Origin of the sequence: Flavobacterium sp. LC2016-13, from assembly GCF_009707955.1 — a bacterium.
In the GTDB taxonomy this organism is placed as follows: Bacteria; Bacteroidota; Bacteroidia; order Flavobacteriales; family Flavobacteriaceae; genus Flavobacterium.
In genome coordinates, this window is record NZ_WMDQ01000011.1 from 107,435 (window position 1) to 123,693 (window position 16,259).

The 16,259-nt window shown below is 32.9% G+C and carries 5 protein-coding genes; 1 reads left to right on the forward strand and 4 read right to left on the reverse strand.

Annotated elements, in window-relative coordinates; genetic code table 11:
* Positions 1–2: 2 nt before the first annotated feature.
* Genes GKZ86_RS20060 through fabD form a run of 3 tightly spaced genes read right to left on the reverse strand, consistent with a single transcriptional unit; the run spans position 3 to position 12,767 of the window.
* A complete protein-coding gene (locus GKZ86_RS20060; RefSeq protein WP_154784836.1) occupies positions 3–5,378 on the reverse strand; it encodes a beta-ketoacyl synthase N-terminal-like domain-containing protein in 5,376 nt (1,791 codons plus the stop codon).
* Positions 5,359–10,491 (reverse strand): SDR family NAD(P)-dependent oxidoreductase, encoded by a 5,133-nt coding sequence (locus GKZ86_RS20065; protein ID WP_154784837.1) that lies wholly within the window; start codon positions 10,489–10,491, stop codon positions 5,359–5,361. The genes GKZ86_RS20060 and GKZ86_RS20065 overlap by 20 nt, the downstream gene beginning before the upstream one ends.
* An 11-nt stretch (positions 10,492–10,502) precedes the next feature.
* Positions 10,503–12,767 carry an ACP S-malonyltransferase gene (fabD, locus tag GKZ86_RS20070; protein WP_154784838.1) on the reverse strand — a complete coding sequence of 755 codons (2,265 nt, stop codon included), beginning with the start codon at positions 12,765–12,767 and terminating at the stop codon, positions 10,503–10,505.
* Between the two features lie 1,228 nt (positions 12,768–13,995).
* On the opposite strand from fabD, the gene GKZ86_RS20075 reads away from it, so the two are divergent.
* Positions 13,996–14,280 carry a hypothetical protein gene (locus tag GKZ86_RS20075; protein ID WP_154784839.1) on the forward strand — a complete coding sequence of 95 codons (285 nt, stop codon included), beginning with the start codon at positions 13,996–13,998 and terminating at the stop codon, positions 14,278–14,280.
* On the opposite strand, the gene GKZ86_RS20080 is transcribed toward GKZ86_RS20075, so the two are convergent.
* Positions 14,239–15,507 (reverse strand): hypothetical protein, encoded by a 1,269-nt coding sequence (locus GKZ86_RS20080; RefSeq protein WP_154784840.1) that lies wholly within the window; start codon positions 15,505–15,507, stop codon positions 14,239–14,241. The genes GKZ86_RS20075 and GKZ86_RS20080 overlap by 42 nt on opposite strands.
* Positions 15,508–16,259: the final 752 nt, after the last annotated feature.

Genomic DNA, 16,259 nt, shown 5'->3' on the forward strand with positions numbered 1-16,259 from the left:
ATTCAATTTATAAATGAGCTAATTTCATAATCCAATCCCTCCAATAATCCTTTACGATCTGTCTGGGTTAATAAAAAACCCTTCAAGGCGCTTTCGTCTACAGTTACAGGCATTGTTATTTTTTCAATATTAGCTGTTGTGGAGTAAATGTTTTTTTGTCTTTCTGGAATCAAATCGGTGTACCAAGCAGTTGTGCGTGCGAATGGATAGGTTGGAAGATGCATCACTGGCAAGGTTTCTCCCGCATTAAATTCCTTCCAATCAATATGAACTTGGCCTAAAACCCAAGCCTGTGCTAACTCGGAATAATTTAACTCATGGAACGTTGGAATAGTTTTTAGAGAAGCCATACTTTTCACAACTCCCTTATGAATTGCAATTGAATCTTTAACAATTGAATCCATCCCTGATTGTAAACCTAATAAAATGTCATCTATGCAATGCGCTATAATCACTAGACGATAACTAAAGTGAGTTCTTCTGCATTGCAAGTTATAAGCTAATTGTTTCAAATCAATAATCTGTCCCTCATTAATTAATTCACTTAAAAAATTGAGATAATCTTGACAATAAGCTTGGAGTGTCTTCTCAGATTTCGCAGAAAGTACAAACAAAATACCTTCTTTTGGTAATGGCTTAATCTCATCTGCTAATTCTTCATATTCTTCTACTATAAGATGAGCATTTGTTCCACCGAAACCAAATGAGCTAACCGCAGCACGTCGAGGAATATCTTCTTTTTTATTCCAGTTAACAACATTGGTATTTACAAGAAAATTACTTTTCTCTAATTGTAAAAGGCCATTTAAATTTTGTGCATGAGAGTTGGGAGGAATTATTTTGAATTTCATTGCAAGAAGAACCTTCATTAAACCTGCGATTCCTGCTGCAGACTCTAAATGTCCTATATTCCCTTTAACAGAGCCCAAGTAGCATTTTGTACTATTCTCAATAGTTCCTATCTCTTTTTGTTTATAGGCTTCTTTCAATCCATTTACCTCTACAGGATCACCTAATTTTGTCGCAGTAGCATGAGCTTCAATCAATTGAATAGTATTAACATCAATTCCTGCTCTACTCATTGTATTGCAAATAAGTTCGGACTGACGACTAGAATTGGGAGAAGTGTAAGTGTTTGCCTTACCGCCATGATTTACTCCAACTGCTTTTATTATTCCATAAATTTGATCTTTATCAGCTATAGCCTTATTATATGGCTTTATTAAAATTGTACCAATTCCTTCTCCTCGTATATAGCCGTCTGCATCTTCTGAAAAAGGCCTGCATTTTCCGGTAGGAGACAACATTCCTGCTTTACTAAATATATGAAATAGATTATCAGATAGATTCAAATTAACACCTCCTACAAGAGCCATCTCACAATCTTTATTTTTAATAGACAATACTGCTCTATGTATTGCCACCAAAGAGCTAGAGCATGCAGTGTCAATTATTTCGCTTGGTCCATTCAAATTAAGCAAATAAGAAACCCGATTGGCAATCGAACAATGAGCATTACCTGTTGAGATAGAAGGATCGGCTTCAATTTCTGCTTTAATCAACAAAGACAAATAATCCGAAGTAGATACACCTGCAAATACACCAATATTACACCCTTCTGTGCCCACTAAATTTATCCCTGCGTCTTCCAACGTTTTCCATGCAGACTGTAAAAACAATCTCTGTTGAGGATCCATTGTACAGGCTTCTCTCTTTGAAATTTTAAAGAAATCATAATCAAATTCATCTATACCATCGATAAATCCTCCATTCCAGGCTTGAGATAATGTTTGCAGTTGCTCTATTCGCTGCCTCGAAGCTTTGTTTATTACATCCCGACCTTCAACCAGTATCTTCCAAAATTCATTTAAATTATGGGCTCCAGGAAATATACCGTTCATTCCTATAATGGCCATATCATCATCATTACTAGTATGATTTTGCTTAATAGGTGCCTTCTGCTCTTTTACAACCGTGATGTTTTCCTCCCTAGTGTCGATAATCTTTGGCTGTAAAGTAACCAGATGAGCTAATAATTCACCATATACTCTAAATTGGAAAAAAAGCGTAGGATTTATAGAGATCCCTAAACGTTCTGAAATTTCATCTGTTATAACATACAATTGAGATGAATCAATTGCAAAATCAGCCAATTCGATATCCTCTTCCAGAAATATTTCGTCAATTTTTGTAATTTCCGATATGATATTGTTCACCTCTTTTTTTAATGAACCAACGTCAAGTTTCTCCAAGAAATCAGCCTTTGTACTTATTTTTTTATTGTCGTGATTACTTAAAAATTCCATTGGATGATTTATTGTCTTTTCATCAAACCAGAAGTTCTTTCTGTCAAATGAATAAAATGGCAAATCAACTTGCTTTCCTTTTATTTTGAATTTTTCAGTCCATGAGGTTCTTTTTAAATAATTGCTAGTGAGCCAGCTATTAGCATCATTAAGCAAATTCTCATCTATTTGCTTTTCTCCTACACACAATCTTATTACATTTTTATTGTCTGCAGATACCTCTTTTAGTAATCCGTCAATAAGATCTACTAAATCATGTAAACTTTCAGCAACCAACATAACCTTTTCTTCATATGTTTCTCTACAAGAAAACAGGGTATAGGAGATATCTTGAAGAGTTAAATCACTGTCTAAATTATGTAGCAGATAAATTTTAAGATTTTTTAATTGTAAAATTAAACTTGATTTTGTTTTCGCAGAAACAGGAATTAAGTAATTGCTATCTATTATAAGACTAGATGGTAATTTTTCGCTTTGTTCATTAGGAGCTAAAACCACATGAGCATACGAACCACCAAAACCAAAGGAACTCACTCCTGCATAATTCTGATCTGCAATACGATCAAACAGTGGGATATTTTCAACATTTACCTTCACAGCTATGGTAGCCTCATCTACTATTTCATTTAACTTTTTATAGGTTGGCATGCTTGGTAAAACTTTGTCTTTCATTGCCATGACAACTTTAATTATACCTACAAGTCCTGATGCTCCTTCAGAGTGCCCAATATTAGATTTAATTGATCCTAAATAACAATTGGAATTTAAAGTCTGTGTACACATTTTGATTGCCTCTAATTCTATTGCATCACCTAAATTCGTTCCCGTCCCATGCCCTTCTATGTATGCAAGGTTTGAAGGAGAAATTCTTGCTTTTTGCCAAGCTTGCTCCATAACCCATGCTTGTTGACGTGTACTGGGTGTAGTAACGTTATTTGTTTTTCCTGTGTGGGCTATAGCTGTACCACATATTTCAGCATATATCCTGTCTCCATCTGTAATCGCCTTTGCAAGTGGTTTTATTAATATACTTGTAACAGCTTCAGCTGGTACATAGCCATCAGAATTATTACCAAAACTATCCGTAATCCCTGTGGGCGATAAAAAACCTTTGGACGAAAAATAGACGTAATGCTCTGGACTAAAAAGCAAATTCACACCAGTTACAAAAGCCATATCACAATCACCAGATTGTATCGACTGGAGAGCAACATGCAGCCCAATTAAAGAAGAAGAACACGCAGTATCTATAGTTAAACTAGGTCCTTTTAGGTCAAAGAAATTGGATATTTGATTCGAAAGAATCGTTGCCGCATTTCCAGTACCAGTATATTCATTAGTTTGTATCTGCTGTCGATTCATTACATCGTAATAATCATGGAAACAAACTCCGGTAAATACTCCGGTATTTGACCCCTTTAAGTGCAATATTTTCCCAGAATCTTCGGCACATTCATGTACTACTTCAAGCAACTGCCTAAGTTGCGGATCCATCATTTTAGCTTCATTTTCTCCAATGGAAAAAAAATCATTATCAAAATGAGTTGCGTTATCTATATATCCTCCCCATTTACAAACTGTATGCTCTGCTATATGGGCCCCTTCATTATAATATTCTCTCCAATCCCAACGATCTGCAGGAATTTCTGATATAAGTGATTCATTATTTTTTATCCTTTCCCAAAATTCAGGAATAGTATTTCCACCAGGAAACCGACCTGACATACCAATAATGGCGAATCTTCCAGAATCATCATTTCTTATTTCTAATTTACTTAGTTCTTCATTATTCTTTACAATAGTTTGATTACCTTCTGAAGAATTTTCTTTTTTATAATCACTCTCGATGGAATGACTTCCATTATAATGAACAGATTTATAAAATTCTGATTGAAACTCTGTGATTAAATATTCAGCAAATGACTGAGGGTCCGGATATTCAAACAATATTGTTGGAAATAATTTTATATTAAGGTCTTTTTCTATAATTCCTACCAGATTGATCAATTGCATGGATTCAAGACCTTGATCAATGAAATTTTTGTCTAAAAATATTTTCTCCGAACCATTTGTCCTCTTCAGAAGCCCCTCAATATAAAATAACATTTGGTCCAGATCATCCAATTCAGTATTGATAAATTCTATTTTGCTCGTTGATTTTATGCTAGTTTTATTGATTGAATCAGATAAATCTGTTATTTTGCTTTTATGAATTCTTTTACAAACAACTTCTTTCATTACAGCAAACTGTTCATAACTATCATTATACAGTTCTACATTAAAAATTATTATTTCAGAATTCTTTTTCACCAGAGAACAGATGCAATAAGCAACAGTACTAATATCAATTGACAAATCAACCATCATTCTTTTTACGCTAAAAGGAACAAAAGGATCATCAAGTTCCGTAGTATCTGCTACAGCCGTTGCGGCAACCAATGCTCCATCGAAAAAAGCAGGATGAATGTGATACTGAACTCCACTTTGCAATACTTGATCTAGTTCTAAACGTCCATATACACGCCCTTTCTTTATTGCTATTTTAGTCAAAGTTTGCAACGACTTGCCGTGAATAATGTCAGCTTTTTTTATGGCTTCATAAAGATTATCAGCTGCTTGAAATTTAACATCATCGAAGTCACTTGTGGTAACCTTTTGATTTGAGTCTCTAACTGAAAAGAAACCTTCTGCACAATCCGTTGCATAATTATCCTTGTTTCTCTCAAAAGTAATCTGTAAAAAATCGGAGTTTTGGTCAACTGACAGTTTAACCTCATCTTTATAATGGAATTTAACCAGTTGCTTAAAAAGCACATCGTTTATCTCAAGACATTTATCCTTAACATTATGCAAAATAAGATAATCTATAAATGTACTAAGGAAAGTTACCCCCATCAAAACCTGATCGCCACGAACAGTATGATCCTTTAGATAGGGTTCATTATGTTTGAATAATTTATGATTCAATTTATCAAATTTGATTGCATCAAAAATGTGTACAGCAGCTTCTGTCGAATCCAATTCTTTTGCCGCAACTTGGTCAATAATTTTATTAATCTTTGATATAAGCATATATTCTTCTCTTTGCTTCTTCAGCTGTAATCACTTTTTCGTTAAGGTCTTCTAAAACTATTTTTACTTTCTGCTCGGTTGACATTACTTTAGGTATAAATCGCCGTCTAGAAAATATTGTCAAAGGCTTTGGAACTCTATTTTTAATCCATTCCATTGTTGGTATAAACTCTTCAACAATGAGATGCCCATTAGTGCCCCCAAAGCCAAATGAAGAAATAGCTGCCAGTCGTGCATTTCCATTACTTTCCCAATCTTTCAAACCTGTATTTGGATAAAAGGGAGAATCTTTAAAACGGAATCGATCGTGAGGGTTATCACAATTAATCGTAGGTATAAGTTTCTTATGGCTCAACATCTGCAAAACCTTTACAAAACCGGTTAATCCCGAAGCGGACAAGCTATGTCCCAAATTAGATTTAACAGATCCTACTGCGCAATATTGCGAAGAGCTAGTATACTCACGAAAAACATCTGTTGCTGCCTTTATTTCTATTGGATCTCCAAGCAAAGTTCCGGTTCCATGAGCTTCATAATAGCCAATATTTTCAGGGTTAACTCCAGACTTATTAATTACTGACCGAATAACATCTTTTTGAGCTTGTAAATTCGGCGTGGTCACTCCCATTGTATGTCCATCATTATTCACAGCCGAACCACGAATTATTCCTAAAATATTATCCCCGTCTTTAAGTGCTTGATTATAATTTTTAAGCAAAACTAAACTTGCAGCTTCACCTAACACAATTCCATCCGCATCTTGATCAAAGACTCTCATTTTTCCTTTTGGTGATATTACTCCCGCCTCTTTAAAACTACGTTGAATATTGGGATGCAAAGAAACAAACACACCTCCTGCGATAGCCATTTCACTATCTCCGGACCTTATACTATCACATGCTTGATGAATTGCAACCAAAGATCCTGAACACGCTGTATTGATAAGGATAGATGGCCCTTTCAAATCGAACTGATGAGAAATTCGGGCTGAAATCATATTTGAAATTTGCCCCACTACATAATGCTTGACTTCCTTCGAATCAAAATCATCAATATTTTCTTTGGAAAATCCTGTCTTTTCGCCTGCTATAAAAACACCTACATTTTTTCCGCGTATCTCAGAAGAATCATATCCACTATTGTCTAGTAGATGTTGAGTTTCTTCCAAAATTACTCTTTGATTAAAATCCATAACCATAGTCTCCTCATCATTTATATTGAAGAAACCTGAATCAAAATCAGCGACATTATTTACAAATCCACCTATATATTTCTGATTATGGATACCAACCTTTGAACTACTACTGTATTCGTTAATCAATGTTCTGTCTTCTGGTAATAATTCAGTGAGATCCTTTCCTTGTGATAAATTCTCCCAAAGTTGGTCAACATTATCAGACTTTGGAAATCGGCCCGCCATACCAATAACAGCGATTAAGTGACTCTCTTCCTTAGGATCATTAGAGTCTTTTAATATTTTTTGGTCTTTAATTTTTAAGGAGTCCGAACTGAGATTACTTAACTCAATTCTCTTCATTAATTGCCTATCCTTCATCAGTTCAACAGATAAACCACTAATCGATAATGAATTGGTAAATATAGATACATCAACACTGGTGTTGAATTCACTTTCGATTTCATTCATCAAACCCATCATTAACATAGAATTAATTCCATAGTTTTCAATAGATTCATGCTCGTCCAAACTATCAATACTGACTCCCATTAGGCCTGCAAAAATTTGCTTAAGCTTTTTTATAATATTTGGAATCTCGACATTACTCCGAACTTCACTTACATTATTAACCTTTTGTTCACAATACCCTTTTTGCACAAGAACTTCATCTATAAGATTTTTGTCTCCCTCAAAAAAAACAATTTCGTTTAAATCCGATAACATGGCTGCATTTAAAAAAGTAAATGCTTTCTCTTTTCCCAAAGGAATGAAATTGAACTCTTTCTTCATGTAATGCAACACGCTTTCACTTACTTGCATTCCTCCTTTCTCCCAGTATGGCCAACAAATTGAATTAACTTTTAATGTATTAGCTGGATTTTCTGATTGTAATTTCGCAAAAGCATTTTGATATGCATTTGCCAAAGAATAGTCAGTTTGCCCTATATTTCCAAGTACTGAAGAGATAGAAGAAAACAAAGTAAAAAAATCAGTTGTGATTGGTGATAATAGTTCCCATAAATTATTGGTGCCTTCAATTTTTGGCGACAATACTTTTTTGAAATCTTCCCAAGATTTATGTGAAATAAGTTTATCTTCACATACACCAGCTGTATTAAAAATACCATTAATCTGACCATACTCAGACTTTAAAGCAACAGCCAATAGTTCTACATTATCTCGAACTGTAATATCCACAGAAAAATATTCTATTTTTTGCAGGTAAGTAGTTCTCAAGAGGTTTATCTTAGCTTTTTGCTCGTCCCCCAATATTGATCGACCAACAAGAACAATATTCACTTCTTCGTTTTTAAGAATATACTCTATCAACATTTGGGATATTTCTCCAAACCCTCCAGCAATCAAATAAGTTCCATTCTTTTTTAACCAATTTGCAGAAGATATAGATGGTAGCTGAACTGCTTGAAGTTTCTTATTATTGTATGCTTCTTGAAAAAAGGCACCTCCACTAATAAAGTTATCATCATTAAATAAATTTGCTAAAACGGAAGTAATTATTGATATGTTATCCTTAGATGTATTTAACCTTAAGGGCTGAATTCTCAAAGAAGAAGTTTCATGGCTCAGTGCTCTCGAAAAACCACTTAATGCTTCCATATAGACAAAATTATCCTCTTCCTCAGTATAAGGTATCACAATTGCTGATCTTGTTTTCCGGAGTTTGCTCAACTCTTTACAAAGACAGAATATAGGAAATATTATTTGGTCTACACCTGAGTTTTCTATAGGATCTACCTGATTAACAGAATCGTTAAGATATTGAGGACATAGAATAAAATTTAAATTATCATATATTTCAATATTACTTATAAGTTTGGCATAATGTTCTTGATTATTAAATTCAAGTTCAATTTTATCCGCACACAAAATCCGAAAACCTGTCCCTGCAGTAACAAATACGGGGGAATAATTAGTCCCAAGTTTAGAGCGATATTCAGCTTCTTGTTCTTGCGAATTTACAAAAACATATAATGGTCCAGAGAGGATAGTTTCAGTCTTATTTTTAGATTCCTTATAAACAGAAGTATAAACTTGAATTGTTTCTGCAAAATCTGACTGAACATTTAATAATTCAACATCTTTGAATTCTTTTTGTTTAGAGGGTTCATGATATAACATTGAATTCCCCTGAAAAATATAACCAGGCAAAGGAATCTTTTTCCATTGACCCTTTTGCAATATTTTTGTCCAATCAACTAAACCTCCATTTACCCATTTGACCAATAACCAAGAATAATCTGCAGTCTTGAATTTAGAATTTATCTGTTCCAATATCTCATTTTCATCTTTGCTCTCCAAACTATTACAAACTTCGCCACTAAAAAACAGATCCGCACTAGTATTGCTAATGTAGCTTTCAATTCCTAATTTTAATTCTGCTATAGTACTAGCAACAATCCCTAAGCGATACTTCTGATGATCTCTTCCAAACATTAAGGTTCCTGCCCAATTAATTAAATCAAGATCTGCCTTTTCCTTATTAAGTGATATAAGTAGTGCTTTACATTGCTGAAAAAGAGAATCAATTGATTGAGCTGAAATTAAAAATGGGTATGGCTTATTTGATTCTTCAGATTGAAGTTTTGATTGCAACGTTTGATCAAACTCTTCCAAAACAAAACAACAATTAGTATTGCTTAAACCAAAATTATTAATTGCAATTCTTCTAGGTAATTCTTGTTTTCCTGTTTTTCGAAATGCGGTAGCCTCTTTAACAACTTTCATATAGTTTGAGGCCTTTTCTATTTTTGAATTCAGTATTTTCAATCCAGCAACAGGAGGCAAAATTTCATGTTTAAAACTTAGCATTGATTTAATAATTGAAATTGTTCCTGAGAACGCTTCAACATGACCCGTATTTGGTTTATAAGTCCCTACAAAGCAGGAGTTTTCTTTTACTAAAGCTGCCTTTTTAGTATCGAAAGTACGTTTTAGTGCCATAAATTCCATTGTATCGGTATCAGGATTTCCAATTGCTTGTGCTTCCACATACCCTACAGTTTCCGGTTCTACACCACTCCGTTCAAGAGTTTCTTTCATTAATTGAGACTGCGCAAAAATATTTGGAGCTATAATACTCTTGCCTTTTCCACTATGATTAACTCCAGATCCTTTGATAATGCCATAAATATGATCGTTATCCTCAATTGCATTTGATAATTTTTTTAGTAGAATAAGACCAACGCCTTCAGCTCTAACATATCCATCTGCTGACTGGTCAAATGACGCACATTTTCCCTTTTTAGATAGCAGTCCTAATCGTGCACTTTCAATATGACGAGTTGGTGTTCCTATATAATTTGCTCCACCGCAAATAGCACTACTACATTCCTCATTTAGTAAAGCCTGAATGGCATAATGAATGGCAACACCAGAACTAGAACAAGCTGTATCTAAGGCCAAACTTGGTCCCTTAAAACCAAATTCATATGACAGTCTCCCTGGTAAAAAACACATAGCACTTCCTAGTGATGTAAATACATTATTTTTTATCTTATTATTTTCTTTAACTTCCTTAAAATCTAAATTTGTTATTCCAAGAAACACCCCCGTAGAGCTCCCTTTGATTTGATCGGGTGCATAGCCTGCATCTTCGAAACATGAGTATGTCGCTTCCAGTAATGACTTTTGCATGGGATCCATTTGACTGGCCTCATTTACTGATATATCAAATAAGTTAGTATCAAATCGATGAATATCATCAACAAAGCCCCCCCATTTCAAAGAATCCAAAGAAACACCTTTTAGTTCCTCTTTGTTATATATGGTATCAAATTCACGATCTGAAGGAATGCCTCCTGTGTGTTGCTTTTTATCAATTAAATTTTGCCAGAATTCTTGATAACTAGACGCTCCTGGAAGTCTGCACGACATTCCAATAACAGCAATATCTCTTTGGTCGTTTTTTTTGGTCATTCTAAAGGGATTTATAAAAATTGTTTAGGACTCAACATAGTATCAAATCTTTCTTCCAGATACAAATGAGTTTCGTTAATTAAAATATTTGCTACTTCATCGACTTTTCTATTTCGCCAATCTTCTAATTTAGAACCTTTTACCCATTGATTAAATGCTCCCATTGCAGGACCACAATGTACTTGAAAATCAACTTTTTGACTTGAATCTCCACTCAAGGCTAAGCGACCAGTGTGAACAAAATACCATCGAAAAATAAGTCCCATTTTATGTTTGGGAACACGGTTAGCTTTTTCAATTTCTGAAGGATTTGACTTAGCAAAGTAAGTTGTAGTTTCTTTCCAAATTTCTTCGATCGATCTCTTAAAATACTTTTTCTCTATCATCGAAAGCACATCAGGATCTATTTCTTCAAGCGAGCTATGATTCTTATAAAGTTCGTACAATTTGTTAGCTCTAACATGGAAAAAAACACCTCTTTTTAGTACTTGAACCTTTGCACCAATTTCAAACATATCACCAGCTGGAGCATATGCTGTGTCATATACGTCGATATTGGCCAACATTTCTTTAACCATATCACTTGTTCCTGCTTCAACAGTTGCCTGGTTAATAGATCCTGTTAGTACAAAATCCGCCCCTAACATATAAGCAGCTGCCATTGCTTGAGGTGTACCTATTCCTCCAGCCGAACCTATCCGTACTTCACTAATTAGCGGGTTTTGGGACAATCGTTGTCTTAAGGCGCCTATAGAAGTAATTACTGTAAATGGGTTCGCTTGATCTGTATGTCCCCCAGAATCAGCTTCAACGCATATATCTGTAACCATAATCAACCTATCACTCAATAATTTTTCATTGAGTGATAAAAGTCCTTCACTAAATAATTCGTCTACTATTTTTTGAGGAGGCGCCGATAAAAAAGCTTCTGCTACTTCCGGTCTAGAAATTTTTGCAATAATCCGATTTGGAACTACAATTTTTTGTCTTGCATCAAGATGAATCCCTTTTAATCTAAATAAAACAAGGCTTTTCGTGACTTTAAAGAATGCTGATGCTTCTATTATTGTAATTCCCTTTCTTAAATACAATTGAATGGTTTCAATCTCAAATTGAGGTTTCATCAAATTGCACATCAAATTCATTCCATATGGCCGATCATGAATTCCAATAGTGTCCTGTATAGTTTTAATGTTATTCTCAATTTCAGAAATGGTCATACCTCCAGTACCTAAGAAGCTTAAGTGTCCTGCTTTGGCCATCTTAATCACCAGTTCCTTTGAAGAAATTCCTTTATACATGGATCCAGCAACATAAGTTGATACTGTATTATATTCTTTCTGAAAAGCTGGGTTTCCTAAAGTAAATCTCTTCACTTCTGGTTTTTTAATATTAACTATTTTTTGCGCCTGATTCTCAGTCAAAGGTTTGTAATCCTGCTTAATATTAACAATCATTTTGGTAAGTGCTCCAGATGGGCCAATCTCCCTAAAATCTGAAACACCCTTTTCCAACAAGTATTCTATGCTATGTCTCCATTTAACTGGGCTCACAATTTGACTTACAATGAGCTCTTTTAACGAATCTGATTCATAAGGTCTCGCGGTTACATTTGAAATGACCTGTACTTCAGGATTAGATACGTGAATATTTTCTAATTCAGAACTAAATTCTATTTTGGCATGTTCCATAAATGGCGTATGAAAAGCACCGCTAACATTAAGAGGTACAAATAGTTTTACACCAATTTTCTTGATTTCTTCCTCTAAACTTCTAATACTCTCACCTATTCCGGAGATCACAGTTTGAAATTTCGAATTATAGTTGGCGATAAACACTTCATTCTCCATAGAAGCGCGCACAATTGCTGAGTGAATTTGGTGAGATTCAATCCCTATTACCGCAGCCATTCCTCCATTTTCCGCTTTTCCCATCAACTTCCCTCTTAGTTTAACTAAATGCAAAGCAGTTTCAAAATCGAGAACCTTTCCCAAAACCAAAGCATTGTATTCCCCTAAACTATGACCTAATGCGAAATCGGCTATCAAGCCTTCTTCAGATTCTTTGAGATACTGTAAATGATTAACAACAAAAATAGCTGGCTGAGTATATTCAGTATTTTTAAGTTTTTTATCAGGGTTGCGCAAACATAAATCAACCAGATCAAAACCAATAATATTGGAGGCTTGTTGTACTATTTCAGGATACATATTAAACAACTCCTTACCCATTCCTACTCTCTGGGATCCTTGTCCTTCAAAAACAACTGCTTTCATAAAAAATCTATTCTATTATCAATATATTAATTTCAGAAATAAATTAAATGGATTAACTAATTTCCAAGCTAACTTCTTTCTTATTTTTTATTTTTTTTCAGCATTATCTGAAATATTTAAAACTAGATTTTTTATAACTTTCTTACATTAAATATGTCCTAAAAGTTAAGGATGGTAATTATATTTTTTTAGCAGATATTTTTCTCTACTCAACTTAACCATTTAACAACTAATTATATATCAAACAAATACAATGACTTATACATTAGCATTATTTATCACACAAAAAAAGGGGCTTATTTTATAGTAATATCCTTATTTATAAAAATCTCAAAGATAACTTTTCTTAGTACTTTTCATCAAAATACCAAAAAAAAATCAACAAGAAAAGATCAAACTTCTGACATTGTTAATTTAATGTAGATCTTAGAAAAAAGCAGCGAAACGTTAGTACTAAACAACATTGCAAAACTCAATTGAAATAACCATAATTTATCAAAATAGAATGACTATTTAATTTATCTTCTATTCATAAAACCTCACAACAGCGAAAACGTAATTAACAATCATTTACAACAGATTGAATTCCTAATCATAATACTCAGTTTAAATTACAAAATGGTAATCATTACAGTCTAAATACTATCGGTTAAAATATACCGTGAAATCTGGTTTAAATGAAAACTTTTTCAAAATAAAAAAGACGTAACATAGATAAAGGTTTTTCATAGTATTAGATATAAGTGAATTCGTGCCAAATCTACCTAATTGTAATTTTAAAACTTTACGGGATTCCTCATTTTGATCATTTTTTTATAAAAACTTATTAAAGATTAGAATCTTTTGCAACAATAATTATTACTCTCTAATGTATTTGCAAACAAAATTAGAGTAACAATTACATTTCTATTAAGTTTCCTTTCAAGTTCAAAAATAAATTTTAATGTTTTGTTGTAAAAAGAGTATTTTTTGTTATTCAAATCATTAAATTACCCGAATTAATAGGGGAAATATATCTGAAACAAATGAATTCTACAAAAAGGGAAAAAGAATTTAAAGACGAAAACAAACTTGAGAAAAAAAATGACAGTGTAGAGAATTAAATAAATGCATTCAATATTTATCTTCTAATATAATTTAAACTTAAACCCATTCAATTTTAGAATTAAATCTACCTATATTTCTGAAAGCAAATCGATTTAGACCTACGAACAAAAATGATTATAATATGGATCTTATTGAAGCTATGAATATCGTTAAAACTTTTAAAAATAAAAGTGTCAAAGAAACCTTAAAAGATTTAGAGAGATTAGAGAAAACCATTTCGTTTTCTAATTTCGAAAATATTTTTTTTGCAGCTAAAATAATAAAAGATGCTTCATCACAAATTGATGAAATCGTCCATGCATCGGGTATCATGATAGCAAAAGAAGTTTGGCTAAATGAAAATGAGGAAGTACAATATTTATCACTATATTCCTATGGTAAGTTTTTTTATGTCGTCTGTTTTTAATGCGTTAGTTACTAAATAAAATTTATAGTCTGAAACTTTTAGACTCTTTGTTTTTTTTATCCATTTTATCAATTCTTGAGCCTTTTCATAACTCGTAAAGGCTAAAGTAGCTGGCTTTTCCATATCAATGTTTTGTATACCTAATTGTTTATCTTCTATAACAATATACCAAAGTTTAGGAGCCCAGCTATCACTATCTGACAAAATTATAGGCGAAGTTGCAGTTACAGAACCAGTTACATGTTGAATCACGTCGTCATATTCCGGTACTGTATTTTGTCCTTCAATCACTTTTCTAAGTAGAAAATCATAGGATAATAGTAATGGTATATTTGTTATGGATACTTTTTTGCTATCATAACCAAAATCAGGACTCATGAGTTCCATCTCATTTACCCTAATTTTATTTTGATCGGTAATCGCTATTGTCCCATTATATAAACCATCAAAATCAAAATAACTCAGAGATTTTTCATTTTTTGCTTTTAGAGTTACTTCCACAATTATATTTCCGCTAATATTCTCATTTGGCAGTGAGGATCTATTAACTTCAAATTCATTTTTATTAATTAAAGCTGCACTTAATCCCGCCATTTTCTCTGAAAAACTTTTCTCCTCACTAAACGTTTTTGTATTTGATACTTCTGCTGCAAGTTTGCCTTGAATAGTACCACTCATCCCTATTTCAGGTGAAAAAGAAGTTGTTGTAGAAGTACCTCCTATAATTTTCCCTAGATCGATAGTCACAGTCTCGGTGGCAATTTTATCCCAACTCACAAATTCAATTTTATCTTTCAGGGCATCTGGTATACTAATTTTAAAATTTATTCTTTCAAGTCGATCTGCTTTTTGAGTTCCTATCACATTAATATTAATTACGATTCTCTTTTTAAATGACAAATTCCCTGAGACTTTTGTTTTTTGTGAGGATTCTTTAACTGAAAGTGCCATTGAGCCAAACAGTTCTTTGGCGTTAGTAGATTTCTTGCCTAAGTCTTCTATAATAGCACTTTGACCTGCCTCGGAAAAATCAAATATCGTTTTATCTGACTTTGTATCTGGATCAAGGACAAAGGCATTAATCTTAACTATTTTATTCGCTGAATCTAAATCATTGTATGATACACCAGCTTTACCTAATTCTTTATAATAAGTCATTACTTTTGGTGTACTACCACAAGAACTAAGCAGCAGTGTGATAAGAAAGAGAATGAATATTTTTTTCATATTATAGTAAATTAAATTTATTAGATAATTGAAAATTGGGAAGCTTGACAATACAAAAAATTGATTTATTTCTTGTTGAACAATTCTCCTTCTTAAGTCCACTTTGTACAACTTCACCATCATATTGCGATTTTGGTAACTTAAGTACTTCCGATGAGAAACAATTTAATGATACTAATCCCTGTACAGTATCAGCAATATTGTAACAGTTCCAGGTAGTTCTTGAGATTTCGGATTCTAAGACCAGTGCATATTTCATAACATAAGTATTTAATTATCAACAACTAAACAAATATAAATTAATAATTATCATCAAAAACAGGTAATTCTACCTGTTTTTCATAAAAATCAATAATAAGAAATAAGTTATTCTATTGCAATCCCGCTCAATCCAAATTATAGTTAACATAATCAACAAACTTGTCAAGATAGATATTATATATTAAAATAAAATGAGTATCTAAAATTATACGTTTAAACAGATATTCATTATCTTTACATTGTAGTGATTTAATACGCCGAAAGTTAAGTGACCCTATAGGTGACCCTCTTATAATTAATATATTGTAGCCCTTGTATTCACTGGGATTGACATAACACAAACGGAGCCTCTTTCTCCGCTCGGAGCTTAAAAGAGACTTTAAAAAGTTTACAATAAAGATATAAATTTATGGAAGCACTGCAGATTTTAATATCTGCATGGTTTTATATTTTATACGCATTCTTATTTATAGTATATTTGTAATACAAAA

What these genes read in the sequence shown, in the direction of transcription:
- GKZ86_RS20060 (WP_154784836.1), bottom strand. Translation starts at nt 5,378, where the DNA reads ATGCTTATATCAAAGATTAATAAAATTATTGACCAAGTTGCGGCAAAA.
- GKZ86_RS20080 (WP_154784840.1), bottom strand. Translation starts at nt 15,507, where the DNA reads ATGAAAAAAATATTCATTCTCTTTCTTATCACACTGCTGCTTAGTTCT.
- GKZ86_RS20065 (WP_154784837.1), bottom strand. Translation starts at nt 10,491, where the DNA reads ATGACCAAAAAAAACGACCAAAGAGATATTGCTGTTATTGGAATGTCG.
- fabD (WP_154784838.1), bottom strand. Translation starts at nt 12,767, where the DNA reads ATGAAAGCAGTTGTTTTTGAAGGACAAGGATCCCAGAGAGTAGGAATG.
- GKZ86_RS20075 (WP_154784839.1), top strand. Translation starts at nt 13,996, where the DNA reads ATGGATCTTATTGAAGCTATGAATATCGTTAAAACTTTTAAAAATAAA.